A 23717-nucleotide genomic window follows, 5' to 3' on the forward strand; every position below is an offset into this window, starting at 1 on the left:
GTGCTCAACTTCTATTTTTTTTGTATTGATAAGAGGCTCTGACCAGCTCACGGAAAAGGGGATGGGCTTTGGTAACCCGGGATTTCAGTTCCGGGTGAAACTGAACCCCCACAAACCAGGGATGTTCCCGCAATTCAATGGCTTCAACCAAATCGAGAGCCGGGTTAATCCCGGAAAAGATCAGTCCCTTTTTGGATAAAACGTTCCGGTAGGCATTATTTACCTCATACCGGTGCCGGTGCCTTTCTGAAATCCTGGTGTCAACATAGGCCTTTTGGATAAGGGTTCCCGGGGTCAGTTTACACTCGTAGGTCCCAAGGCGCATCGTACCTCCCTTTTTCTGAACACCTTTCTGTTCTTTCATCAGATCGATGACAGGATGCGGGGTTTGAGCATCAAATTCCGTACTGTTCGCCTGATCGAGTCCAGCCAGATTCCGTGAGAATTCAATGACCGCTACCTGGAGTCCCAGGCATATCCCCAGAAAAGGGACACCCTTTTCCCGGGAATACCGGACAGCAGAGATTTTCCCTTCGATCCCCCGGTCACCAAATCCGCCCGGTACCAGGATACCATCGGCATCTTTCAACTGATCCCGGATGTGATCTTCAGATGAAGATTCCAGATTTTCCGATTCCACCCAAAGGATATTAACTTTTACATCATTCTCAGCCCCGGCATGAACAAAGGCTTCACAAATGCTCTTGTAGGCATCTGCAAGTCCCGTATATTTTCCAACCACGGCAATATTCACCTGATCGGCAGGGTTTTTAATCCGGTAAACAATATCCCTGAGCCGTTCTGTATTGACTTCCTTTTTATAAGTCACATTCAGGTATTTCTGAATCACATCCAGAAACTGCTGTCGGTAGAGCAGAAGAGGAACTTCATAAATCGTGAAAGCATCGTGAAGTTCCTGGACACTTTCTCTCCGGACATTACAAAAGAGGGCGATTTTATCCCGGGTGGCTATATCCATCATCGGCCGCTCGGTTCTGCAAAGAATAATATCCGGATAAATTCCGATTTCCCGTAATTTATTCACAGAATGCTGGGTGGGTTTTGTTTTGATCTCGCCGGACGTTTTGATAAAGGGCATGTATGTCACGTGGACATTGGCATATTGCCCCGGTTCAAGGCTTAATTCAAACTGCCGGATAGCTTCCAGAAAGGGAAGACCTTCAATATCGCCGACGGTTCCTCCCACCTCGGTAATTATCACATCGTAATCATTTTTCGCCAGGATTGTGGTAAACCGCTCCTGAATAGCATTGGTCACATGGGGGATGACCTGAACCGTAGCGCCCAGATAATCTCCCCTCCGTTCTTTTTCCAAAACGGCATTGTAAATCTGTCCCGACGTGCACGAATTCTCCCGGTACATATTCTGATCCAGAAACCTTTCATAATGACCTAAGTCAAGGTCGGTTTCGGTCCCGTCTTCCGTTACATACACTTCCCCGTGCTGGAAAGGGCTCATAGTTCCCGGATCAACATTCAGGTAGGGATCAAACTTTTGAATCGTGACCCGAAGTCCGCTCTCTTTCAAAAGGTAGGCAATTGATGCAGCAGAAATGCCTTTTCCCAGACCTGAAATGACTCCGCCTGTGACAAAAATGAATTTTGTATTTTTCGGTATGTTCATACCCCCCTCAATTTATTCAAACCCATTCTGGCGCATCCATTGCTCCAGTTGTTTCACATCTTCGGGGACATCCACAGATGGCGAATCATAGTTTGCGAGTGTCACACCGAAATGAAACCCTGCCATCAGCAGTCTCAGCTGCTCCAGGGATTCCTCTTTTTCTACAGGATGGACAGGCAAATCACCAAATGCCCGCAATACTCCCTTCCGATAGACATAGAGACCCAAATGTCGGTAAACATTCGGGGGAAGGGCGCCGGTTTGTGACCGGGGAATAGGCATACGGGTAAAACAGAGGACATTCATAGCATCATCGCACAGGACCTTAACCCGGTTAGGATTATGCCATTCATCCCGTGAAGTAAAAAGCGCAGCAGTTGTGGCCACATCCAGACCCGGATGATTTATCAAGAGGGAAACGGCTTTATCAATTGTATCCGGATCGATGAAGGGTTCATCCCCCTGGATATTCACATAAATATCCGCCGTTACTTTTTCGGCCACCTCCAACAGTCTGTCTGAGCCACTGACATGATCAGGTGATGTTAAAGCAACCTCATATCCCCCGGCGCAGACTGTTTCAGCGATTCTTTCATCGTCTGTGGCAACAATGACACGATCCAGCAGTTTCGCCTTCAGGGCTTGCCGGACAACCCGGTTGATCATGGGTATTCCCCCAATGGGGGCCAGAGGCTTTCCCGGGAATCGTGTAGAACCATAACGTGCCGGAATAATACCGAGGACTGACATTGCGGGTTTGTTCACTCTGTCTCCAACACACGGGGAACTTTAAAGAATTCTCCGTCATGTTCAGGAGCATTATTGAGGACATCCTCCCGGGAAAGAGAGGGAAGATTTTTATCCTCCCGCAGGACATTGACCATATCCAAAACATGCTTCATCGGCTCCACAGCCTCGACATCCAGTTCATTGAGCTTTTGTACATAATTCAGGATATCACCCAACTGATAGGTATACAACGTTATCTCTTCATCCGAGAGACTCAGACGGGCCAGTTTTGCGATACGTAACACTTCTTCACGGGAGATGGACATATTTCCTCCTTGCATAAAGCATGCCTGGGTTAAATTTAGACCTTCCTTAAGAGAGATACAACGGAGAATGAGAGAGGAGGGCAGGGGGACGAAGAAAGGGATTGGAGGGTTGGGAAATTGTAAAGCCGGATAGCAGGAAATCAATATTGTATGTTCATAGTATAAACAACAGATTGAATGGATAGTAAATTTTCGTTCGAGAGCCTTTTTTACCGGTAGAAATCAGATATATTAGATATAAGGATTCGATAATGTGATCGCCCCCCACCCCGGGGGTAAAATACACTGAATTCCAGCTTATTGCAAGATAATATTACTTATCATATATATATCTGAATGAATATTATATTGGCCCAATCCACAGGCATTTAGATTTCAGTACCACATATTGGTGTTCCATTTGGTGTTCCATCGCCTTTGGTGTTCAGACATCTCGTGCTTACTGTGCGCTATTCAAAAATACACATAAATATTGATCACTTTATTTATCGATCTTCCAAAAAACTCATTCATCATGAATAAATTCAATTTATTCCCACAAGCAGGGATGATTTCGGAATTCAAGAAACGTTTTCATTCAGCCATCGCTCAGCATCAATTGCTGCGGCACAGCCCGATCCGGCAGCCGTAACAGCCTGGCGATAGATTTTATCCTGAACATCTCCACAGGCAAAAACACCTTCAACACTGGTATAGGTCGATCCGGCTTTGGTTTTGATGTAACCGATTTCATCCACTTCCAGCTGTCCTTTAAAAGGATCGGAGTTCGGTCTATGGCCAATTGCCAGGAAAAAACCTGAGCAGGGGATATCTTCCGTTTTTCCCGTCTTTACATTCTTTATACGAACCCCTGTAACACCGGCCTGGTTTTGTACACCTAAAACTTCCTTGACAATACTATCCCACTTGACTTCGATTTTAGGATGTTTGATCACCCGCTCGGCCATAATCTTTGAAGCTCTGAATTCATCTCTGCGGTGAATGATAGTCACTTTCTTACCAAAGCGTGTCAGAAACAGCGCCTCTTCCATGGCTGTATCTCCCCCACCAACCACGACAATATCTTTATCCTTGTAAAAAAAGCCGTCACAAGTAGCACAGGCGCTCACACCATAACCTCGAAGCTTCTGTTCCGATTCAAGTCCTAAATATTTTGCCGAGGCACCGGTAGCAATGATAACGGCCTCAGCCTGAAAAGAGGTATCATCATCCGTCCATACGGTAAAGGGGCGTTTTGAAAAATCAACACGGTTAACGACCTTAAAATGGGGTTCAGCACCAAATTTCACAGCCTGTTTTCGAAACAGATCCATCATTTCAGGACCGGTCGTTCCTTCCGGGAATCCGGGATAATTTTCAACTTCAGTTGTCGTCATCAACTGTCCTCCAGGTTCCATCCCTTCCAGAACAAGGGGTTTCAAACCGGCACGTGCAGTATAAATAGCGGCTGTCAGTCCGGCAGGTCCCGAACCGATAATAATTACTTTGCGAATATCTTCACTCATGCTTTTTTCTCCATTTCAATAATTTTCTGCCTTAGGATTTTTCTTTTCAAAATAAGTTACAAAGGAGTGGAGAGTTGGAGTGTTGGAGTGTTGAGTATAGTTGGAAGGAAAGGTGAGATTGAATTTATAAGCTATTGATGACTATGTTAAAATAAAACAAGAAGATATATTTTATTAAATAAGGCTCATGTCGGATATTTAACCAAATCCTAATCGGGTCTTTTCCCCTAAAAAAGAGCAAAAAAGGCAACTCACTACTCTCTACTCTCCACTCACAACTCCTTATCGCATTCCTGAGCAATCATATCCTGTACGGATTGCCGTTTACGGAGGAGTTTTATTTTTTCGTCACAAGTAATCAGGACTTCAGGGACTTGGGGGAAGGAATTATAATTTGTCAGGGACATCGAAGCACAATAAGCACCGGCAACGCCGAATGCCAGCAGATCGCCCACATGAACTTCCGGAAATTCCAGGGGCTGAATCCCTTCAGGGTCTCCGGGGACAGGCGTAAAAATATCCCCGCTTTCACAGCAGTGCCCCACAATAACAACCTTTTCTTTTTTTTCGCGTCTTGCCTTGCCGGCCGGATAGATCTTCATCGGATGGAGAGATCCGTAGAGTGTGGTCCGGGTCAGGTCGTTCATCCCCGTATCCAGCTTTAAAAAGGTATATCCTTCTTTCCCCGTGGAGATTTTATCCATAACCTCTGCCAGTAAAATACCTGATGCGGCCACAAAATAGGCCCCCGGTTCGATTTCCAGATCCAGTTTTCTTCCGGTATTTTTGTAAAATATTTCAAAGGCTTCTTTGACAGACTGTCCGATAACTTGTAAATCTGTTGTTTTTTCTCCCGGGGTCCGTGCCACCTTATATCCTCCACCCAGATTCAGGGTTTTCACATCAGGGAACTCCCGGACCACCTGCAAACTCATGTCAACAACCCGTTGCCATGTTTTTGGGTCGCTGCCCGACCCGATATGGGTATGCAATTTCGTGATTTTTAATCCGTATTTCTCTGCAATGGCGCGAACTTCGGGTATCCATTCATGCCAGATACCGAAACTACTGGAAGCCCCCCCGACATTGGTCCGGTTGTTGTGCCCCGACCCGATACCCGGATTGATACGGACACTCACGGCACTTCCGGGAAATTCCCGGCCGTAACGTTCAAGCTGCCGGCAGGAAGAAGCATTGAACAGGATACCTTTTTTTATTAAATCTTTCAGATTCACCGGATACTCCTGGGCTGTTATCTGAATTTTTTCCGCATCAATTCCGGCAAGGAGTGCCCGTTCAGCCTCATACCCCGAACTGGCATCAAAATGGATTCCAAGGGCATCAAAAAGCCGCAAAATATAAGCATTGGAATTGGCTTTCATGGCATAGCGGGCCCTGTAGCCAAAGGCATGGGGAAAATGAAGCACATCTTCCGCTGCATGGCGCAACCCGGTCTCATCATAAACATATACCGGCGTACCTACTGTATCCTTAATCTGAAATGCCCGCTCTTTTGTCAAGAAATCAAATACTTTAATCATGGTCTCCCTGTTGTTTCGACGTGGAATATACTATGATTTTCCCATGAATCCGAATGTTGCAGACATTTCCGTGGAACTCCTCTTTTACCGGTCGTATATTTCTTCATGCCCTCAAAAAAAAAAACATATCTGATCATTCGCCTGTCCTCGATGGGAGATGTTGCCTTTACTATGCCTGTTCTGGACAAGCTGCTGGCACATGAGGGTCCTTCATGTACGGACTTTATCACAAAAAATGCCTTTAAACCACTTATTGAACATCATCCGGCAATTAATAAAGTTTACAGTCTGAACAATGAGCTGCCTCTGAGAAAACTCAGAAAAATCATCCGGAAAAATCGATATACCACAATTATTGACCTGCATAAAAATTTGCGAAGTTATATCCTGACCCTTGGTTTCAGGCATGTAAAACGAATCAAAAAGGACATTTTTAAACGGTTTCTCCTTTCCAAATATAAGATATACAGGCCGCCCTATTTACATGTGACAGAAAAATATCTGAGAACGCTGGGTATTCAGAGTAATACAATCCCTTCATCTTCCCTTTATCTGCCTTCAGAAGAGGAAATCCGGCCTGAAAATTCTGCCTTATACCAGCAGTGGGTATCAGGAACCCGCAATTTAATCCTGGCCCCCGGTGCCAGCAAAGCATCCAAAATGCTCCCTCTCGAAACCTGGGAGAAAGTCCTGAATGAAATATCAAAAGATTGGGACAATATTCTGATCATCGGAAACGGAAAAGCAGAATCTTCCTGGGCTGAAAAGATATCCCGGGGAGAAAAATCCGTCATTAATCTAACCAACCGGTTGACATTAAGTGAGCTTATGCTCTTCATCGCCCGTGGCTCAATTTTTGCCGGCAACGATTCGGGGCCGGCCCATCTGGCGGCATTATGCGGTATAAAAACTGTTGTCATCTTCGGTCAAACCGTTCCGGAGTATGGTTTTGTTCCCCTGAATTCCCCAAGCCTTATCGAACCTCCCATTCACCTTGTCTGCAGGCCCTGCAGTCATCTGGGATTTGACCACTGTCCTGAAAAACATCATTTATGCATGCAAAGCATCGACGCCCGGACTATCATCAATGAAATCCGTTACCTCCTCCATGAAAAATCTCTATGAATACACAATTGTGAAAATCATGTGTATTAATCTCCTTTGTTTTTTATATTTCGTCATGAATCCTCAACAGAAAATAATGACTCACCATGCTCTTTATCTATAATATCCTCCTTTTGCTGGCAGCACCAGGCCTCTATATCGCCGGACTCTTTTCCCCGAAAATATGGCAGGGCATTGTGGGACGGAAAAACGTGCTGAGAGACATTGACCGCTGGCGGAAGACCATCACCGATCAACATACCGTTATTTTAATTAATTGTGCTTCTCTGGGTGAATATGAACAAGCCAAACCTCTCATCGAAAAAATCCGGAAACACAGTGCCAAAACCCGTGTTGCTCTCACCTTTGTTTCACCCAGCGGATTTATGAATTTTAAAGACAAAAATTTGGTGGATATCGTCTTTTACCTTCCTTTTGATTTACCCTGGGGCATCCGCCGGTTTCTGGATATCCTTCGCCCCAGCGCTATCATCAATACCAGTTACGATATGTGGGGCAATCTCATGATCCAGGCGGACAGGCGACAAATTCCCCAGTATCTCATTTCCGCCCGGGTAAAAACTTCCAGCAGCAAACTCCAGTTTTATACCATTCGTTTTTACCGGAAACTCTATAAAATCTATAAACGGATTTTTGCCGTTTCCATGGAAGATTACAACAACCTTCGCAAGCTTCTGTCCAACATGGAAAATGTGATCATTACCGGAGACACCCGATACGACCGGGTTGAGGAACGGCACCGTAAATTCAATAATAAACATCTGCTGCCGGTTGCATGGAAAAACAAACCGGTTTTTATCCTGGGTTCTCTTCACCGGGAGGATTTACAGGTGGTTTTTCCTGCCATGCAAAAACTGGAAAACAAATATCCTGACCTTCATATTGTGATTGCTCCCCATGAACCTGTAAATGGCAATTACGAAGAAACCTGTCAATACTTTCCCGATACAGTGCTTTATAGTCAGTTGATGCCTAAAACAAACCCAAAAAACATTTTTTTAGATACTATCGGAGATTTGGCCTCCCTCTATTTTTCATCCTCCCTGGCGTATGTTGGAGGAGGATTCGGCAGGAGTGGACTTCATAATGTCATGGAACCGGCTGTAGCCGGATTACCCACCTTTGTCGGTCCTCATAACGAAAATTCCCTTGAAGCCCAGGCCCTGATTCATGAAGGCGGCGCTTTCATTGTGAGAAATTCCGATGAACTCTATGGTATTGCCTCCTCCCTGCTGGCAGATCAGGATCAATATTCAAAAATTTCGCAAATTGCCAGGGCTTATATCACCCGTTCACTGGGTGCCTCTGATAAAATCATCACTATTCTGAAAAATGATCAGATTATCTGAGCTCCGGCTTCATATTTCCGACTCAGTTTCCCTGTTTATTCCCCCTCTCGACTTGCACAAAGGAGTCGTATATCTCCTGCTGGGTGATTCCGGATGCGGTAAAACAAGCTTATTAAAAGCCCTTGCCGGATTTATTCCGGATGATAAAATCGAAGGAACTATCCCCGCTGTCCGCACTTCCCTCCTGCTGCAAAATCCCATGCACCAAATGATTACATCCACTGTAGAATCGGAATTGAAATTCCCCCTGATACAGCACGGATTCCCTGATGACGCAATTGAACAAAAAAGCAGGGAAATTGCCGCGTATTTTAATTTGGAATCTCTGATGAAAATTAAATTATATGACTTGTCCTTTGGTGAATTGCAGAGTGTTATGCTTGCCGCGACCCTTCTGATTCCAGCGGATCTTATTCTTTTGGATGAGCCAACAAGCCATCTGGATTACCCTGCTGTAGAGAAAATGTACCGGTGGATACGAAAACACAAGCAGAACGCCTCCTGCCTGATCGCATCACAATTTCCGGATGAATACCGTTTTGCAGATCAGATTTATCATTTTCAAGGACACCGGCTCATTCATTCTATTCCGGCAGACGATTATCCCCGTTTTGCCAGGGAGAAAAACAGTGCATCAGGCCTTGCCGCAGAAGAAATCGCCACTTATATAAAAGCCCATAAAGCATGATTATCCAGCCCTTTAAATATACGATTTGTGAAGGGAAAATCCTGATCAATGAAAAAACAGTGGACCTCAGTCCATATCGTGTAACCGGACTCTGCGGACCCATGGGAAGTGGTAAATCCACCTGTGTGAAACTCCTTGTGGATTATCGTTTCAAAGGGTTGAACATTTTCAGCACCTATGGTTTTTCCGCTTACCTTTCACAGGATCTTACCCGATTATTCACCGGAAATACCGTACAATCCATTATCGATATGTACAAGGATACCCGATTCGAAGTCGGCCGTCATTTTCAGGAATCGGCTTTTAATCATTATCTGAATCTGTTCGAATTCCCCGGCGATTTAAGGCGGGAGGATTATCTTACAGATTTTTCAGAGGGGGAAAGACAACGACTGGCCATTGCCCTCACGGCCGCCACAACAGCTGAAACAGCTGTGTATGATGAGCCTACAACCGCTTTAAACCAGAAATACAGGCAACAATTCTATTCCATCATCCGTCAACAGGCTGCACGTTCCCGGATTTTCATCATTTCCCACCGGATAACGGATATCCTGGCAACTTGTGACTCTGTGATATATTTTAAAGACCTTCATATACACAGCCATGGATCCCTTCGGGATATGATCCGGACCCGGGAAATTCAGGAGATGCTCAGGCCTTATGTATAGCGAATGAGCCGACTTTTCCTGAAAACCAGAAATCTAAAACCGTTGTGAATATACCTTGTAATTGCTACTTTTTGTCTTCATCAAGGAGATTTTATGGCAGACACTCTGAAAGTAAAAAAAGAAACTATCAGGAAAAAACTCGGGACCGATAAGGTAAAGCCCCACTACTTTTTCACACTGGCCAACATCATCAGCCTGAGCCGGGCGTTTATGTCCCTCCCCATTGCCCATGCCCTGAGCAGTGGAAATACCCGGGGTGCGATTATCTGGCTCTCTCTGGCAGTTATTTCTGACTGGATGGATGGATATGCTGCCCGAAGAAACAACGATGTTTCGGATTACGGAAAAGTTTTGGATCCCCTTGCCGATAAAATCGTGGGATTTACCGTATTGTTAATGATGGTGGATAAACTGGATTTCCCCCTGTGGTTTTTATATACCCTGGCAATCCGTGACTTTACCATCGCCCTTTTGGCCATGCATCTCCACAATGCTAAAAATGTCATAACCGGTGCCAATATACCCGGAAAAATTTTTATAACCGTTGCCGCACTCAGTCTTTTCCTGTGGATCCTGCCTGCAAGGAGGGAATGGGCACAGGCCATGCTTCACATTGCCACTGGTCTGATGCTTTACAGCTGGGTTGTCTATGTTTACGAATTGGTCAAACTGATAAAATCCACCCCTGATCATCCGGGGAACGCTTCATAAAAACAGGACAAGTATGATATTTTTCAAAAAAAAAGCTCCCGTAGCAAGTAAGGACGGAGCCGGGTTACTCCGGCCGAAAGAAGATAAATTTGACACCGGATTAAAACGTTCCAGAAACCGGTTCAGAGAAGGTCTTTTTTCTCTGGTTGGGAAGGATATTAAAATTGATACCGCGTTTATGGACGAGATTGAGGCTTTCCTGTATCAATCCGATTTTGGCCCCCGGGTCACGGAATCCCTGTTACAAAAGATAGAAGAGAGTTCACGAAAATCACCCGTCACGAATTACGAACATATCAGGGATATTATCCGGGAAGCCTTCAGGAATCGATTTGCCGGAAACAATGCAGAAATTCCGGTAGACAGCCACCATCCTTTTGTTCTTCTGGTTGCCGGTGTCAACGGATCCGGTAAAACAACCACCCTGGGTAAACTGGCTTACTACTTTGCCCAACAGGGGAAAAAATCCCTGATTATTGCCGGTGATACGTACAGGGCTGCAGCAGCCGAACAATTGGAAACCTGGGCTCAACGGGCCGGAGCAGAATTCATAAAAAACCCCGGTGCGAAAAATCCGTCCGGTATTATATATGACGGCATCAAAAAGGGGCTCCATAATCAAAATGATCTGGTTCTTATCGATACAGCCGGCAGACTTCATAATAAAGCCCATCTTATGGAAGAGCTGAGCAAAATCATCCGGGTAATTCAAAAACTGATACCCGATGCACCTCATGAAAACCTTTTAGTACTGGATGGCACCGTAGGACAGAACGGACTCATCCAGGCTCGTGAATTTGGCAAGATCCTTCCCATATCCGGCCTTGTGGTAACAAAACTGGACGGGACGGCCAAGGGTGGTGTGCTTGCCGCGATTCATGAAGAAATGGGAGTACCCGTAAAATTTGTGGGATTGGGTGAAAAAATCGACGATCTCCTTCCTTTTGATACAGATCTTTATGTCGATTCCCTTTTTGGGAACAGGAATTGAGCAATTTCCGCCATAATACATCAAGACAAGACCGGTAGTTGGCCGGTGGCATTGAATATTTTGAGAAAGGTTTCACATGCGAATCTATCTTATTACCATGGGGTGTTCAAAAAATCTGGTAGACAGCGAAGTGTTGAAAGGCGGTCTGGAAAAGGCCGGTCTGGAACTCACACCGGATCCTCTTGAAGCAGATACCATCATTATCAATACCTGTGGCTTCATCGAAGAAGCACGGGAAGAAAACATCGATGTCACCCTTGCTGCCGCAGAATTAAAAAAAACGGGGAAACTCCAAAAACTGATTCTCATCGGATGTCTTCCACAGATTTATGAACGGGAGCTTCGGGAAGCCATTCCGGAAGTCGATGCCTTCTTTTGTGTGGATAAAATGCAGGAAGTTATCCGTTACCTTTCGGGAGACCCTTCGTACACCTATGATCCGGTTGCCGTTCGTTCCCTCATGACACCCCGCCATTATGCCTACCTGAAAATCTCTGAAGGATGTAATAACCGCTGTTCATTCTGTTCCATACCCGTTATCCGCGGTCCACAAAAAAGCCGAACGGTGGACACAATCCTCCGGGAATCCCATCACCTCATTCAAATGGGAGTGAAAGAGATCATTCTCATTGCCCAGGATTCCACCATGTATGGAAAAGATTTAACCCCCCGTGTGACGCTGACGGATCTGCTGAAAGAGATGGATACACTGGATGTACCATGGATACGCCTGCATTACGGACATCCTGCACATATCCCGTCGGGGCTCTTTGAACTGATGGCCCGCTCAGAGCGGATCGTACCCTACCTGGACCTTCCAATCCAGCATATCAATTCACGAATACTGAAACTGATGCAGCGGGGACAAAGTGGTGAAGGTATCCGGAAAGTGTTGGAAAAAGCGCGGAATACCATCCCCAATGTCACCATGCGCACCACCCTGATCACAGGATATCCAACAGAAACTAAAGCAGAATTTGAAGAAATGCTGGATTTTATCCGCTCATTCCGCTTTGACAGGCTTGGTGTATTCAAATACAGCCGGGAGGATTACACACCGGCGGCTCATATCCCCGATGACATCCCGGACTATGTAAAATCCACCCGATTTGACGCCCTTCTCTCACTGCAACAGGAAATTTCCCTGATGAAAAACCGGGAAAAAATCGGAACGACTCAAAAGGTGCTGATAGATACCGTGGATCAAGCGAATCATATCTCGTTTGGACGCACAGCGGGAGATTCTCCGGATATTGACAATCAGGTCATCATTGATTCCCCGTTGACTGAGGGATGCTTCTATGATGTCACGATTACGGATGCCTCTGAATACGATCTGACCGGAAAATTAGGATAAAATTAAAAACAGGTTTTCCTTAGAAAACCTGCCCTTAATCATTTTTTGATGAAAAATTTATTCGGGAAGTTTTACTCCCAGTACTTCATCAATAGCTTTAACCAGGGATTCTCTGGGTAAAGCACCAACGGCCATTTGTGGCTGTGCATCCTTCGGAATGAATAGCATGGATGGTATGCTCCGGATGCCAAAGACCGCTGCCAATTCCTGTTCCTGTTCTGTATTCACTTTGTAAATATGCAGTTTATCACCATATTCATTGCTCAACTCCTCCAGAATGGGTGCTACCATTTTACAGGGCTGACACCAGTCTGCATAAAAATCAATCACAGCCGGTACATCCCCTTCATACTTCCATTCGGGGTTGGTTTCGTAGTTGAATACTTTTTCCAGAAAATCCTGTTTTGTCAAATGTTTTGTCACGTGTCCTCCAATTTTTTTTACTGTCTGATACAGGAGCTGAGCTTTGGTTACAAATGGAAAATTGGAAGGACGGATGGGCGGTCCCGGACTTTATTCCGGGGGATTGGGAGATTTAGGTTCAAAGAACAGGGAAACAATCCTGTTGCTAACTAAGCGTTAAAAATTCCTTCTAAAATTTCCACAATCCGTCCGGCAGTCTGACCGTCCCAGAATTTTGGGGTGTTACCGGATTTTCCTTTTCCTTTTAATATAAGGCGAACCTCTTTTTCAATATCATCCACTGTAATCAGTTTATTCGAGCCTTCCCAGATGGTTACCGGTCTTTCTGTTGAAGGACGGATGGTCAAACAGGGAATGTTCAGAGCTGTCGTTTCTTCCTGAATACCACCGGAATCCGTCAGGGCAAAAGCCGAATGACGGATAAAATAAATAAATTCAAGATAACCAACAGGTTCAGTTAAATAAATGGAATTATAGGATGCCAAAATATCATAAAGACCGAATTTTTTTAAGTTTTTAACGGTCCGGGGATGAATGGGGAAAAGAAGGGGAACTTCCCGCGAAATAATTCCCCAGCCGTTGACAAGTTTTGCCAGGGTTTCGGGTTCATCTACATTGGAAGGCCGGTGGAATGTCATGATACCGTATCCCCCGTCCGGAATGGTTTTGCCCAACCGGACAGTCTTTTTTCCATCCAGAGTTTGTATGGCATGGTTCATGGATTCAGCCTTTTTTAGATGCTCATAAAGGGAATCAATCATCAGATTTCCCACCATATATATTTTCTGTTGGGAAATCCCTTCATTGATGAGGTTCTCATCGGCATCTACGGAGGTAGTGAAAAAATAATCGGATATGGCATCGGTAACCAGACGGTTGATCTCTTCCGGCATGGAACGGTCCCGACTTCTTAAACCTGCTTCATAATGTGCAGTGGGTATGTGAAGTTTAGCCGCCACCAGTGTACACGCCACCGTACTGTTGACATCTCCGACAACCATCACCATGTGGGGTTTTACATCCAAACACACCTTTTCAAACCGTTCCATAATCAAGGCTGTCTGAACGGCATGAGACGCCGAGCCTACCTCAAGATTGATATCCGGTTCCGGAATATCCAATTGCCGAAAAAAAAGATCAGACATTTTTTCATCGTAATGCTGCCCTGTATGCACGAGATACGGTTTAATCTTTTGATGATTCCGCAGCGCATGCATCAAAGGCGCTATTTTCATGAAATTCGGACGGGCGCCTGCAACCAGTATTAATCTGTATTCTTCCATACTTTCTCCTTTAACCGGCGAAAATCTAACCACTCGCCTTCAAAAATAAAAGCAGTATTATGGATATTACATTCTTAGAATATAGTAAAAGTAATATTATTTTTGATTTATTCTTGAGTCGTATTAATTTTTCTGGAAAAAATGGAGTGTTTTATGTTATCAAAAGTCTACTCGGCAGGATTGGAAGGTGTCCACGCATTTGAAATCACCATTGAGACTCACCATATTCCCAGTACTCCCCGGCATATCATGGTGGGTCTGGCGGAAGGGGCGGTAAAAGAGAGTTTTTCACGGATTGTTTCTGCTGTCAAATCTTCAGGATATGCTTTCCCGGGGGGGAAGATCACACAAAATCTTGCACCTGCCGATTTAAGAAAAGAGGGGAGTTCATTTGATTTGCCTTTGGCTACAGGAATTTTAGCCTGTGACAGGGTAATTCGTTCTGAACGGCTTAAAGATTTCATTATTCTGGGTGAACTGGCTCTGGATGGGCATGTACGGAGTATCAGAGGGGCTTTGCCGATCGCCATGGGTATGCCGGACTTCCATAAATCGGATATCATCGTCCCAAAAGAAAACGCCATAGAAGCAGCCATTCCCGGGACAGCCAGAGTCTGGGGAATCCACACACTCAGAGAAGCCATTGACGTACTAAATGGTGAGACGGACTTATCCCCGGTAACTGTTAATGTAGAATCCCTGTTTCAAAAGAATCGACATTATCCTTTTGATTTTTCTGAAGTTAAGGGACAGGAACATGTAAAGCGGGCTTTGGAGATAGCTGCTGCCGGTGGTCACAATGTTATTATGATCGGTCCGCCGGGATCAGGAAAATCCATGCTGGCTAAACGCTTTCCATCCATTTTACCGGATCCGACTCTTGATGAAGCCCTTGAAACCACGAAGATTCATTCCATTGCCGGGCTTCTGCCGGGACATTGCGGTCTGCTGGCGACCCGTCCTTTCCGTTCACCTCACCATACCATTTCCGACTCCGCCCTTGTCGGCGGAGGCCGCTATCCGAAACCCGGGGAAGTGAGTCTTGCCCACAATGGTGTCTTGTTTTTAGATGAATTTCCGGAATTCAAAAAGAATGTTCTGGAAGTGATGCGTCAACCCCTTGAGGATGGAGAAGTAACCATCAGTCGGGCCCTCACGAGTCTCACATATCCCGCAAAATTCATGCTGGTTGCCGCTATGAATCCCTGTCCCTGCGGATATCACACCGATCCGGGACACACGTGCACCTGCAGTGAAGGACAAATTCAAAATTATCTTGGACGGATATCGGGACCCCTTATGGACCGGATAGATATCCATGTAGATGTTCCCGCTGTTTCTTTCAAAGAACTCCAGAATAAGCAAAACGGGGAAAGTTCGGAAATCATCCGGAAACGGGTACAAAAAGCACGTCATCGTCAGACAAAACGGTTTGAAAAATATAGGGATTGTCACTGCAATGCTCACATGACAACACGGATGATCCGGGAATTTGCTCCTCTGGATGAAACCTGCAATCTGCTTCTGGAACAGGCCAGTCTTCAGTTGGGACTCAGCGCCAGAGCTTTCAGCCGGATTCAGAAAGTGGCGTTAACCATTGCCGATCTTGCCGAATCCGAAACCATCCTGCCAGAACACGTGAGCGAAGCAATTCAATACAGGAGCCTGGATAAAACACTGGTATTTTAAGAGAGAGTTTCCCATCTCCCACAAGACGCCGCCGGATATCCACCAAAGGTATACCAGAGTTTACCGTTGTCAGGACAGTAAAGATTGGAATAGACGGTACCGTAATCCGATTGGCATTTTTCAACACCTCTGTCGGCAAGGACGGCTTTCAGAGTTTCAAAACAGGCGATTTGTTCACCCGTACAAAAAGCGTTGAGCAGAGTTTCAAGACGCCGGTAGCGAAAAAGGGAATCGGCACGGTCAGGATCGGCACAGTTCTCATAAGGAGTTTGTGTATAATGATTGGTCCCCACCAGAAAACAGTATTCTCTCTCTCCTTGCAACGGTCGATAAACCACATCATGACAGGTGCATTCAAAAATTCCATGTTTCTGTCTACCGGCATCCGATATAAAAAGCATCATGCCATCCGGACGGTGATGACTCTCAAGAAAACATGAAACGTCCTCATGGCTATCACAGGTCTCCAACATTTCCACAAGCTGAAGGTAACAAGGCTGAGTCAATGCGGAATTATCATCCTGGTCCGGCGCCTTCAAATAATTATAATGAAGCCATATGCCGGCCTGATTATATCCCGTGGCCGAAAAGACATCCCCTGCCAGACCAAATGTCGTTATTGGAATCCGGTCAGTCACTTCCCGTTTCAGAACATATCCCCAAAGATGGGGACTCCACAAATCATTGTTCCTCCCGATCCATGTTTTTCCACCTGTTTTTAACAGGAAACCGCTGCAACGGGCAGACATACAGGCTTCAGCGGAGACCCATTCCGCCACCTTTTTCAGGGAGATGCCGGCACCCCGGGCAAGTCCTTCCAACTCCTGCCGGAAGCGTTCGGGATAAGATGTAAAAATGGCCAGGGATTCTTCCTGATGACGTTGACGGTCAAAGTGGGGGCAAAGAAAGGGACCGGCCGACAGATACTGATTAATATACGCAGCTAAATCCGGCCCCAACTGCCGACCGGTTTGAACACCCGTCTCAAAGGGCGGTCCGGCAGACCGGATGATCCGCGGAAACTGAGGAAAGGAGGTTTTCATGCGTTATTCCCGGTCCGGAATGATTTTGATGTGGACCGTTCGTTTGCGCGGCCCGTCAAATTCACAAAAATAAAGTCCCTGCCACACACCAAGCAGCAGTTTCCCTTCATGGATGATAAGTGATTCTGATACCCCTGTTAAAGTGGATAAAACATGACTATGGCTGTTCCCCTCAGCATGGAGGTATTCAATCTCATCCGGCGGAACCAGATCCCTGAACTTCCAGATCAGATCATCAAGGACATGGGGATCGGCATTTTCATTAATGGTAATCCCTGCTGTGGTGTGGGGAGTAAAAACCACAGCAATCCCGTTCCGGCAGCCGGACTCACGGACAATGTGGCGTACTTTAGAGGTAATATCCGTGAAACAAAGGGAACGGCTTGTGGATAGTTGAAATGTGTGTACCATGAAACACTTCCTTCAAAACATGAGTTAATATGTATTTTCAGGAAAACTTTCCTGAAAGATACATTTTTCAATGCACTTTGTCCTTGTGTTTCTTAACATTTTCCCATGAGCCGATTACCCCATTTTCTCTGTGTCAATCCGTGGATACACGATTTTGCGGCATATGACCTTTTCTACAGGCCATTGGGATTGCTATCGCTGGCAGAATCTTTGGCAAAAGGACCTGCTGATATCACTGTCATCGATTTGCTTGACCGTTTCAATCCATTATGGTCTGAAATGTGCCCTCATGACCGGGACACCGATGCCGGGACGGGTCATTTTCACCGGGAGATTATTAAAAAACCTGCTGTCTTGGAAAATATCCCCCGTTATTTCAGCCGGTATGGTGTACCACGAAAAAAAGCGGAAACTCTTTTCCAATCCCTGAGCCCCAAACCAGATGCCGTTTTTATCACTACCCACATGACCTATTGGTATTCTGGAGTCCTGGAAACAGTAAAAGTGGTAAGACAATGTTTCCCCGCTATTCCTGTCGTTCTGGGAGGCATTTATGCCACACTCCTGCCAAACCATGCCCAAAGAGTTATTCAGCCGGATTTCCTGGTCCGGGGAAATGATTTTACCAAACTTCAACAATGGTTGAAAAAACGGTTTGATCTTTCCATACCCCGATTACTCCCCTATCATCTGAGAAAAGTCTGGGATCATTTTCCAGTACTCAGACACTACCCGCTTTTCACCTCTTGGGGATGTCCATACCATTGTGCTTTCTGTGCCGGCCCCGTCCTGAACCCGGTTTTTTCACAATTTCCGGTTGAATCAATTCTTGAGGATGTGGCTTTTGCTCATGATAAACGAGGACTCACAGACTTCGTATTTTACGATGATGCTCTGTTTGTCAACCGGGAAACCCATATTAAACCTCTGCTGAAAAATATCCTTCAACGCCGGGACAGTTTAACATTTCACAGTCCGAACGGACTCTTTGCCCGTTTTATCGATGAAGAGCTGGCTGAACTTATGGCTGCCGTAAATTTTTACGAACCCCGTTTGAGTCTGGAAACTGTTTCACCCGCTTACCAGGATCTGATCAGTCATAAGGTAAACCGCAAAACCTATTTGAAAGCCGTACGGCATTTACAGAAAGCGGGGTATGGCCAAGGGGATATCATTACATATATTATGATGGGACTTCCGGATCAAACGCCCAAAGAAGTTGAAGAAACAGCACAAGTTGCCCTGGATGCCGGAAGCCGTGTGAGTCTTTCCGCCTTTTCCCCGGTGCCCGGCACGCAACTTTGGGCAAAATCGGGTCTTTGTGATACAGATGACCCTCTTTTACAAAACAATACTGTATATTGGTATTATATGGAAAATACTCAGGACTGGGAATCTCTCAGACTCCGGGTTAAAGAACAAAACGCCCGACTGAAGGAATAAAATGATGAAACACTTATCCAAACCGCCGTCTGCTCTGCTCTTTACGGCGATTACCTACCCACCGGAGCAAAAATATATCCAATCGTGGAAGCTTATCCTTGATAAACTGATTAAATCGGATTGGAATCTGGTGGGCCCTTTGCCATTCAGTAACATTACCAGCTATTACGAGGAAGAAATGGGTAAAGACCTGGATAAAATATATGCCGTTTGCCTGAAACCCGTTTCTCTGGAAAATGCCGCCGGATTTAAACTAAAATCCAATCTGATAGAAGATGATTACCGGGTTGACGGCAAGCGGACATTCAATATTGATCCCGGTTTTCTCACACATTTCAACTTCAGCCTGCTCACGACCAAAGGGTATGCCCACAGGCTCTATCTGGGACAAGGCATCTGGTCCGAACTCACCCTCATCTATCAGGACAAACACTATCATCCTTTGCCATGGACCTATCCGGACTTTAAAAATCCCCGTATTATTGAATTTTTAGAACAAGAGAGAAAAAGATTTAAACGTTTAAACGTTTAGGGTTGAGAGATTCAATGTCAGGGTATATGTTGTACCCGTTTTTTCCGAAATAATCTTTATGCCGGCATTTAACTGATCAGATAAGGCATGAATTAATCGCATACCCAAGGCGTGATCTTTTTCAACCGGAGCAGAAGGATCAATTCCTATACCGTTATCCTTTATTTGAAGAAGTGTTATTTTTTCATCCTTTTGTTTCAGCTTAAGGGAAATCTCTCCCTCCATCTTATTCGGAAAAGCATATTTAAGGATATTTGTGATGATTTCATTTATCAAAATTCCACAAGGGACTGCCATATCCAACGGTAAAATAATAGTATCTAAATCAAGGAGTATTTTCACCCTGTTTCGCGATTCAAGGGAAACCCCCAAATACTTAATTAATTTTAATATAAATAATTTGAAATTGACTTCTGATAAAAGATCTTCCTGATCAAGTATTTCGTGAACCAAAGCGATGGCATGTATCTTGTCGATTATTTCCTTCAGGATTTCACTGTCATGAGCATCGGATAGATATCTCCTTTTCAGTCTGATCAGGCTGATTATGATCTGCAGATTATTTTTTACCCGGTGCTGGATTTCTTTGATAAGAATTTCTCTTTCCTTCAGGTTATTGGAAACAATCCGTTCTTTTTCCCTTGAGAGGGTAAGAGCCTTATCCTTATGGTTTGCATACACTTTAGACAAGGCATAAACAAGCATCGCCGTAATGACAATATAAAACCATCCTTTATAAGTCTGGAATTTGATGTAAACCTCAATGTCAGGACTCAGTTTCAATAAAATCCTGTCGGAAAAAAGAATTCAGGTAAAACCAAAAATAAAATACGTAAGGGTTATCAGAAGCGGCCCGTGCAAGTAATGGGCTATTCGCAAACACAATGCATAAATACGGGATTTCATGGATATTCCTTCCCAGCTTTGCGGTTCAAAGAAGAAAATCTCTGATGACAGCATAAAAATCACACTTAAACAAATATAAGGAAGCTTCTTAAATGATTCCTATAAATTCACACTAAATATAATTTGTATCAATTATTTGGACAGTGGTCTTAATCCCATGATTCTATCTGACACAGGCGGCAGGATATATCCCAAAGCCTTAAGGCATCTGATTCATCCAGCCCCCGGGAGTTTGGAGCCAGCGGTTTTTCATGCTTCCAATAAATGGCATCCTGTTTCAACGCCTTAGAAGCAGTAGCCAGAAAGACACTGGTCTTAGCCCCTTCTTCGGGTAAAACACCTTTTTTGACATGGTGTTTCCAGAACCATTTCACAAAAAACCCCGACTGTTTCATAGCGATTGGTGTTTGGACCAGTCCCGGATCGGCGACAAACGCCCGGACACCGGTTTTCTGTTGAAAGCGCCGGTTGAATTCTGCCGTAAAAAGAATATTTCCCAGTTTGGACTGTTTATAGGCATTCAAGCCGAAATAGAAACGCCGAAGCTGCAAATCCTTCCATTTCATGGTTGCGTAAAAATGGGATCCTGATCCAACCGTTACTACACGTCCGTCTGCGGAAGCAGCCAGCAGGGGAAAAAGTTCATGAGTCAAAAGAAAAGGAGCCAGATGATTGATTGCAAATGTTGTCTCTATCCCGTCTTCCGTCTCTGTATAACGGCTGTAATAAACACCGGCATTATTGATCAGGGTATCCAGGACCGGTTCATCATGATTTTTTTGCAGGCAGGATCGTATTTCCCGGGCCAGATTTCGGATTTGAGTCTGTGAAGAAAGATCAGCCGTAAAATACTCAACACGGCTGTCCGGATAGTCCCTGCGGATCGATTCCTCTGCCTTCCGGCACCGTTCCGCCGATCGGCCGCTCCCGATGACAAAAGTACCCATTCCAGCCAAAGCCTTTGCTGTTGCCAGTCCGATCCCGGAGGTAGCACCGGTAACCAGGATGGTTCGCCTGTCAGCAGATAAGTAATTTTTCATGGGGGAACTCCGTTCGGAAATTGTACTGGTATAATTTATATATACATCTATTGCATAAAATTATTCTTCAAGAATTTCAGTCAGAATCAACCATTCATATTCAAGTTCATCGAGTACCTTTACAATTTCCTGATACCGCCGTGTAACCGCTGCCATTTCATCCGGAGTCAGTTTGGAAAAACCGGTTCCGTTCATTTGGTGCTCTATGTCTGACTTCTCTTTCTGAAGGGCATCTATTTGTTGTTCAGTTTTATCCAGTTTTTCCCGGTACTTTTTTTTCTCCCGGGATTTTTTCTGCCGCGCTTCCGCTTCCAGACGCCGCCGGGTTTTACTGTTTATTTTTTCCTGTTCGGAATCAGTGGTTTTCGTATCCTGTACACCTGAATTAAATTTCCTGTCATACCATTGTTGAAACTCCGAGTAATTCCCGGGATATTCTTTTACATGTCCCTCCTGAAACCACAATACCTTGGTTACCAACATATCCAGAAAAAACCGGTCATGACTCACAATCAGTACACTTCCGGGAAATTCATCCAGCGCCCGGGCCAAAACCTCCTTGCTCTGCATGTCCAAATGGTTGGTCGGTTCATCCAGGATGAGAAAATTGGCATTTTTCAACATCATTTTCAGAAGCACCACCCGGCTTTTTTCCCCGCCACTGAGAACCGATACCGGTTTAAAGACATCGTCGCCGCTGAAAAGAAACTGTCCCAACAGACTGCGTACGGCACTCTGGGTAATCCCGGGTGACTGACTCCAGACTTCATCCAATACATTCAATTCGGGATTCAGCTGATCCAGTTGGTGCTGGGCAAAATAAGCTATTTCCAGATTATATCCCCAGCGGGCTTTCCCGGCAACCGGTTCAAATTCATGATTGATTATTTTCATCAGGGTGGATTTTCCCACGCCATTGGGACCCAACAGCGCCACTTTTTCACCCCGCCGGATTTGAAAGGTGGCATCCGTGAAAACCGGTCCCTTGCCATAATCAAACATCACATGTTCAAAAGCAACCACCGGATCTCCACTCCGGGGCGGGACGGGAAATTGAAAACCGATGGATTTTTCCAGTTTTTCCACTTCGGTCCGCTGGATCTTTTTCAGATATTTGATCCGGCTTTGTACCTGTTTCGCCTTGCTGGCTTTATAACGGAAACGCTCAATAAAACGCTCAACCTGATCAATCCGCCTTTCCTGATTTTTCTGTTTCGCTTCCTGCTGCATCAGTCGCCGGGCGCGGGCCTCTTCATAATCGGAATAATTACCGGGGTACACTCTGACTTTACCGTCGTAAATTTCTGCAATGTGATCGGTTATCCTGTCCAGAAAATAGCGGTCATGAGATACAATCACCAATGTTCCGTTGTAATCGACAATGAACTTTTCAAGCCAAATTAATGTCTCCATATCCAGATGATTTGTCGGTTCATCCAACAAAAGCAGAGTAGGATGAATCAGCAAAAGTTTTGCCAGGGCGATCCGCATCCTCCATCCTCCCGAAAAACTCCGGACAGACCGGGAAAAATGTTCATCTTTGAAACCCAGTCCGGATAAAACAGCACGGACCCGGGCTTCCATGGTGTACCCGTCTTCCCGTATAAAAAGCTCCTGAAGGCGATCATAACGTTTCATAAGTTCCGGCGTATGACGTTCAGAAATTTCATGTTCCAGCTTGCGCATCTCTTTTTCAGCCTTAATCAGATGATTGAATACGCTCATCACTTCATCCATCAGTGTCTGATCAGTATTAAAATCATCCATCTGTTGAGGAAGATAACCCGTTGTCACACCCTGGGGAATGATCACCTGTCCCTCATCGGGAATCACCTCTCCGCATAACACGCGCAGGATAGTGGATTTACCAGATCCGTTGGGACCTACAAGCCCTATGCGCTGACCGGCATAAATACTCCACGACGCTTCGTCAAACAGCAACTGGTGACCGAATTGGAGCTTGATTTGCGAAAGATGAACCATGAACCTCCATTCATTTGAAACAGGATGGAATGTAGGAAAATAGGGAGAAGAATGGAAGGATGGAAGGATGGAAGATTGGGACGACAGTTGTCAGTCAACAGTCGACAGGGTAGTGTAATTTTCTTTCTGTAAAAAGGCTCAAAGTTTTTCAAATTCAGGTAAAGAACAAATGAAAGGAAAAACAATGAGCCTGGAAAAAGTACGATGATTGAGGATGTAATGAAACTCTTAATTGAATACGGGCCGGAAAAGTTTCGGGAAAGCCTGGAGATGCTTTATAATCAGGCGATGCTTTTGGAACGAAGTGAGGTTCTCCGTGCCCACCC

Annotated in this window: 22 protein-coding genes; 10 read left to right on the top strand and 12 right to left on the bottom strand. The window is 45.1% G+C overall.

Annotated elements, in window-relative coordinates; genetic code table 11:
- Window positions 1-4: 4 nt before the first annotated feature.
- The 5 genes from J7K63_01805 to J7K63_01825 form a co-directional block, all read right to left on the bottom strand.
- Entirely contained in the window at window positions 5-1645 is a 1641-nt protein-coding gene (locus J7K63_01805) for a CTP synthase (GenBank protein ID MCD6233760.1), read from the bottom strand.
- 12 nt (window positions 1646-1657) lie between these two features.
- Window positions 1658-2410: a 3-deoxy-manno-octulosonate cytidylyltransferase gene (gene kdsB, locus J7K63_01810; GenBank protein ID MCD6233761.1), complete on the bottom strand. Its 753-nt coding sequence runs from the start codon at window positions 2408-2410 to the stop codon at window positions 1658-1660.
- Window positions 2407-2700 (bottom strand): Asp-tRNA(Asn)/Glu-tRNA(Gln) amidotransferase subunit GatC, encoded by a 294-nt coding sequence (gene gatC, locus J7K63_01815; GenBank protein ID MCD6233762.1) that lies wholly within the window; start codon window positions 2698-2700, stop codon window positions 2407-2409. The genes kdsB and gatC overlap by 4 nt, the downstream gene beginning before the upstream one ends.
- 560 nt (window positions 2701-3260) lie before the next feature.
- A complete protein-coding gene (gene trxB / locus J7K63_01820; protein ID MCD6233763.1) occupies window positions 3261-4205 on the bottom strand; it encodes a thioredoxin-disulfide reductase in 945 nt (314 codons plus the stop codon).
- A 272-nt stretch (window positions 4206-4477) separates the two neighbouring features.
- The gene (locus J7K63_01825) at window positions 4478-5746 is read right to left on the bottom strand and encodes a diaminopimelate decarboxylase (protein ID MCD6233764.1); all 1269 of its coding nucleotides are present in this window, start codon (window positions 5744-5746) and stop codon (window positions 4478-4480) included.
- A 105-nt stretch (window positions 5747-5851) separates the two neighbouring features.
- On the opposite strand from J7K63_01825, the gene J7K63_01830 reads away from it, so the two are divergent.
- The 7 genes from J7K63_01830 to rimO all read left to right on the top strand — a co-directional run bounded on the left by J7K63_01830 (window position 5852) and on the right by rimO (window position 12638).
- Window positions 5852-6871, top strand: a complete 1020-nt coding sequence (locus J7K63_01830; protein ID MCD6233765.1) for a glycosyltransferase family 9 protein — start codon at window positions 5852-5854, stop codon at window positions 6869-6871.
- A gap of 86 nt (window positions 6872-6957) precedes the next feature.
- A complete protein-coding gene (locus J7K63_01835) occupies window positions 6958-8220 on the top strand; it encodes a hypothetical protein (protein ID MCD6233766.1) in 1263 nt (420 codons plus the stop codon).
- The gene (locus J7K63_01840) at window positions 8204-8908 is read left to right on the top strand and encodes an ATP-binding cassette domain-containing protein (protein MCD6233767.1); all 705 of its coding nucleotides are present in this window, start codon (window positions 8204-8206) and stop codon (window positions 8906-8908) included. Before J7K63_01835 ends, J7K63_01840 begins: the two co-directional genes overlap by 17 nt.
- Complete coding sequence (locus J7K63_01845) at window positions 8905-9579, top strand: ATP-binding cassette domain-containing protein (protein MCD6233768.1); 675 nt, start codon at window positions 8905-8907, stop codon at window positions 9577-9579. The genes J7K63_01840 and J7K63_01845 overlap by 4 nt, the downstream gene beginning before the upstream one ends.
- Window positions 9580-9672: 93 nt before the next feature.
- A complete protein-coding gene (locus J7K63_01850) occupies window positions 9673-10290 on the top strand; it encodes a CDP-alcohol phosphatidyltransferase family protein (protein MCD6233769.1) in 618 nt (205 codons plus the stop codon).
- 13 nt (window positions 10291-10303) lie between these two features.
- Window positions 10304-11281 carry a signal recognition particle-docking protein FtsY gene (ftsY, locus tag J7K63_01855; GenBank protein MCD6233770.1) on the top strand — a complete coding sequence of 326 codons (978 nt, stop codon included), beginning with the start codon at window positions 10304-10306 and terminating at the stop codon, window positions 11279-11281.
- A 76-nt stretch (window positions 11282-11357) separates the two neighbouring features.
- Window positions 11358-12638: a 30S ribosomal protein S12 methylthiotransferase RimO gene (rimO, locus tag J7K63_01860; GenBank protein MCD6233771.1), complete on the top strand. Its 1281-nt coding sequence runs from the start codon at window positions 11358-11360 to the stop codon at window positions 12636-12638.
- 57 nt (window positions 12639-12695) lie between these two features.
- On the opposite strand, the gene trxA is transcribed toward rimO, so the two are convergent.
- Together trxA and wecB are read right to left on the bottom strand one after the other, a co-directional pair.
- Window positions 12696-13061: a thioredoxin gene (gene trxA / locus J7K63_01865; GenBank protein MCD6233772.1), complete on the bottom strand. Its 366-nt coding sequence runs from the start codon at window positions 13059-13061 to the stop codon at window positions 12696-12698.
- A gap of 149 nt (window positions 13062-13210) precedes the next feature.
- On the bottom strand, window positions 13211-14344 hold the full coding sequence (gene wecB, locus J7K63_01870; GenBank protein ID MCD6233773.1) for a UDP-N-acetylglucosamine 2-epimerase (non-hydrolyzing): 1134 nt from the start codon (window positions 14342-14344) through the stop codon (window positions 13211-13213).
- Window positions 14345-14497: 153 nt separating this feature from the next.
- On the opposite strand from wecB, the gene J7K63_01875 reads away from it, so the two are divergent.
- Entirely contained in the window at window positions 14498-16033 is a 1536-nt protein-coding gene (locus J7K63_01875; GenBank protein ID MCD6233774.1) for a YifB family Mg chelatase-like AAA ATPase, read from the top strand.
- On the opposite strand, the gene J7K63_01880 is transcribed toward J7K63_01875, so the two are convergent.
- Window positions 16030-17076, bottom strand: a complete 1047-nt coding sequence (locus tag J7K63_01880; protein MCD6233775.1) for a hypothetical protein — start codon at window positions 17074-17076, stop codon at window positions 16030-16032. The genes J7K63_01875 and J7K63_01880 overlap by 4 nt on opposite strands.
- Before the next feature lie 3 nt (window positions 17077-17079).
- The gene (locus J7K63_01885) at window positions 17080-17487 is read right to left on the bottom strand and encodes a YjbQ family protein (protein ID MCD6233776.1); all 408 of its coding nucleotides are present in this window, start codon (window positions 17485-17487) and stop codon (window positions 17080-17082) included.
- Between the two features lie 105 nt (window positions 17488-17592).
- Here J7K63_01885 and J7K63_01890 point away from each other — a divergent pair, with 105 nt between their 5' ends.
- Complete coding sequence (locus J7K63_01890) at window positions 17593-18930, top strand: radical SAM protein (GenBank protein MCD6233777.1); 1338 nt, start codon at window positions 17593-17595, stop codon at window positions 18928-18930.
- Window positions 18931-18934: 4 nt separating this feature from the next.
- Window positions 18935-19462 carry a DUF4416 family protein gene (locus J7K63_01895; protein MCD6233778.1) on the top strand — a complete coding sequence of 176 codons (528 nt, stop codon included), beginning with the start codon at window positions 18935-18937 and terminating at the stop codon, window positions 19460-19462.
- Here J7K63_01895 and J7K63_01900 read toward each other — a convergent pair.
- The 3 genes from J7K63_01900 to J7K63_01910 form a co-directional block, all read right to left on the bottom strand.
- Complete coding sequence (locus J7K63_01900) at window positions 19451-20245, bottom strand: sensor histidine kinase (GenBank protein MCD6233779.1); 795 nt, start codon at window positions 20243-20245, stop codon at window positions 19451-19453. The two genes, J7K63_01895 and J7K63_01900, sit on opposite strands and share 12 nt — an antisense overlap.
- A gap of 272 nt (window positions 20246-20517) precedes the next feature.
- Window positions 20518-21408, bottom strand: coding sequence for an SDR family NAD(P)-dependent oxidoreductase (locus tag J7K63_01905; protein MCD6233780.1), 891 nt, complete (start codon window positions 21406-21408; stop codon window positions 20518-20520).
- 60 nt (window positions 21409-21468) lie between these two features.
- Window positions 21469-23391 carry an ATP-binding cassette domain-containing protein gene (locus tag J7K63_01910; protein MCD6233781.1) on the bottom strand — a complete coding sequence of 641 codons (1923 nt, stop codon included), beginning with the start codon at window positions 23389-23391 and terminating at the stop codon, window positions 21469-21471.
- Window positions 23392-23717: the final 326 nt, after the last annotated feature.

It is taken from the genome of Candidatus Neomarinimicrobiota bacterium (assembly GCA_021157965.1).
Taxonomy (GTDB): domain Bacteria; phylum Fidelibacterota; class Fidelibacteria; order Fidelibacterales; family Fidelibacteraceae; genus Fidelibacter.

Coding starts and splice junctions, on each gene's coding strand:
- J7K63_01805 (MCD6233760.1), bottom strand. CDS start 1,645: ATGAACATACCGAAAAATACAAAATTCATTTTTGTCACAGGCGGAGTC.
- gatC (MCD6233762.1), bottom strand. CDS start 2,700: ATGTCCATCTCCCGTGAAGAAGTGTTACGTATCGCAAAACTGGCCCGT.
- trxB (MCD6233763.1), bottom strand. CDS start 4,205: ATGAGTGAAGATATTCGCAAAGTAATTATTATCGGTTCGGGACCTGCC.
- J7K63_01825 (MCD6233764.1), bottom strand. CDS start 5,746: ATGATTAAAGTATTTGATTTCTTGACAAAAGAGCGGGCATTTCAGATT.
- J7K63_01830 (MCD6233765.1), top strand. CDS start 5,852: ATGCCCTCAAAAAAAAAAACATATCTGATCATTCGCCTGTCCTCGATG.
- J7K63_01835 (MCD6233766.1), top strand. CDS start 6,958: ATGCTCTTTATCTATAATATCCTCCTTTTGCTGGCAGCACCAGGCCTC.
- J7K63_01840 (MCD6233767.1), top strand. CDS start 8,204: ATGATCAGATTATCTGAGCTCCGGCTTCATATTTCCGACTCAGTTTCC.
- J7K63_01845 (MCD6233768.1), top strand. CDS start 8,905: ATGATTATCCAGCCCTTTAAATATACGATTTGTGAAGGGAAAATCCTG.
- J7K63_01850 (MCD6233769.1), top strand. CDS start 9,673: ATGGCAGACACTCTGAAAGTAAAAAAAGAAACTATCAGGAAAAAACTC.
- ftsY (MCD6233770.1), top strand. CDS start 10,304: ATGATATTTTTCAAAAAAAAAGCTCCCGTAGCAAGTAAGGACGGAGCC.
- rimO (MCD6233771.1), top strand. CDS start 11,358: ATGCGAATCTATCTTATTACCATGGGGTGTTCAAAAAATCTGGTAGAC.
- wecB (MCD6233773.1), bottom strand. CDS start 14,344: ATGGAAGAATACAGATTAATACTGGTTGCAGGCGCCCGTCCGAATTTC.
- J7K63_01875 (MCD6233774.1), top strand. CDS start 14,498: ATGTTATCAAAAGTCTACTCGGCAGGATTGGAAGGTGTCCACGCATTT.
- J7K63_01880 (MCD6233775.1), bottom strand. CDS start 17,076: ATGAAAACCTCCTTTCCTCAGTTTCCGCGGATCATCCGGTCTGCCGGA.
- J7K63_01885 (MCD6233776.1), bottom strand. CDS start 17,487: ATGGTACACACATTTCAACTATCCACAAGCCGTTCCCTTTGTTTCACG.
- J7K63_01890 (MCD6233777.1), top strand. CDS start 17,593: ATGAGCCGATTACCCCATTTTCTCTGTGTCAATCCGTGGATACACGAT.
- J7K63_01895 (MCD6233778.1), top strand. CDS start 18,935: ATGAAACACTTATCCAAACCGCCGTCTGCTCTGCTCTTTACGGCGATT.
- J7K63_01905 (MCD6233780.1), bottom strand. CDS start 21,408: ATGAAAAATTACTTATCTGCTGACAGGCGAACCATCCTGGTTACCGGT.
- J7K63_01910 (MCD6233781.1), bottom strand. CDS start 23,391: ATGGTTCATCTTTCGCAAATCAAGCTCCAATTCGGTCACCAGTTGCTG.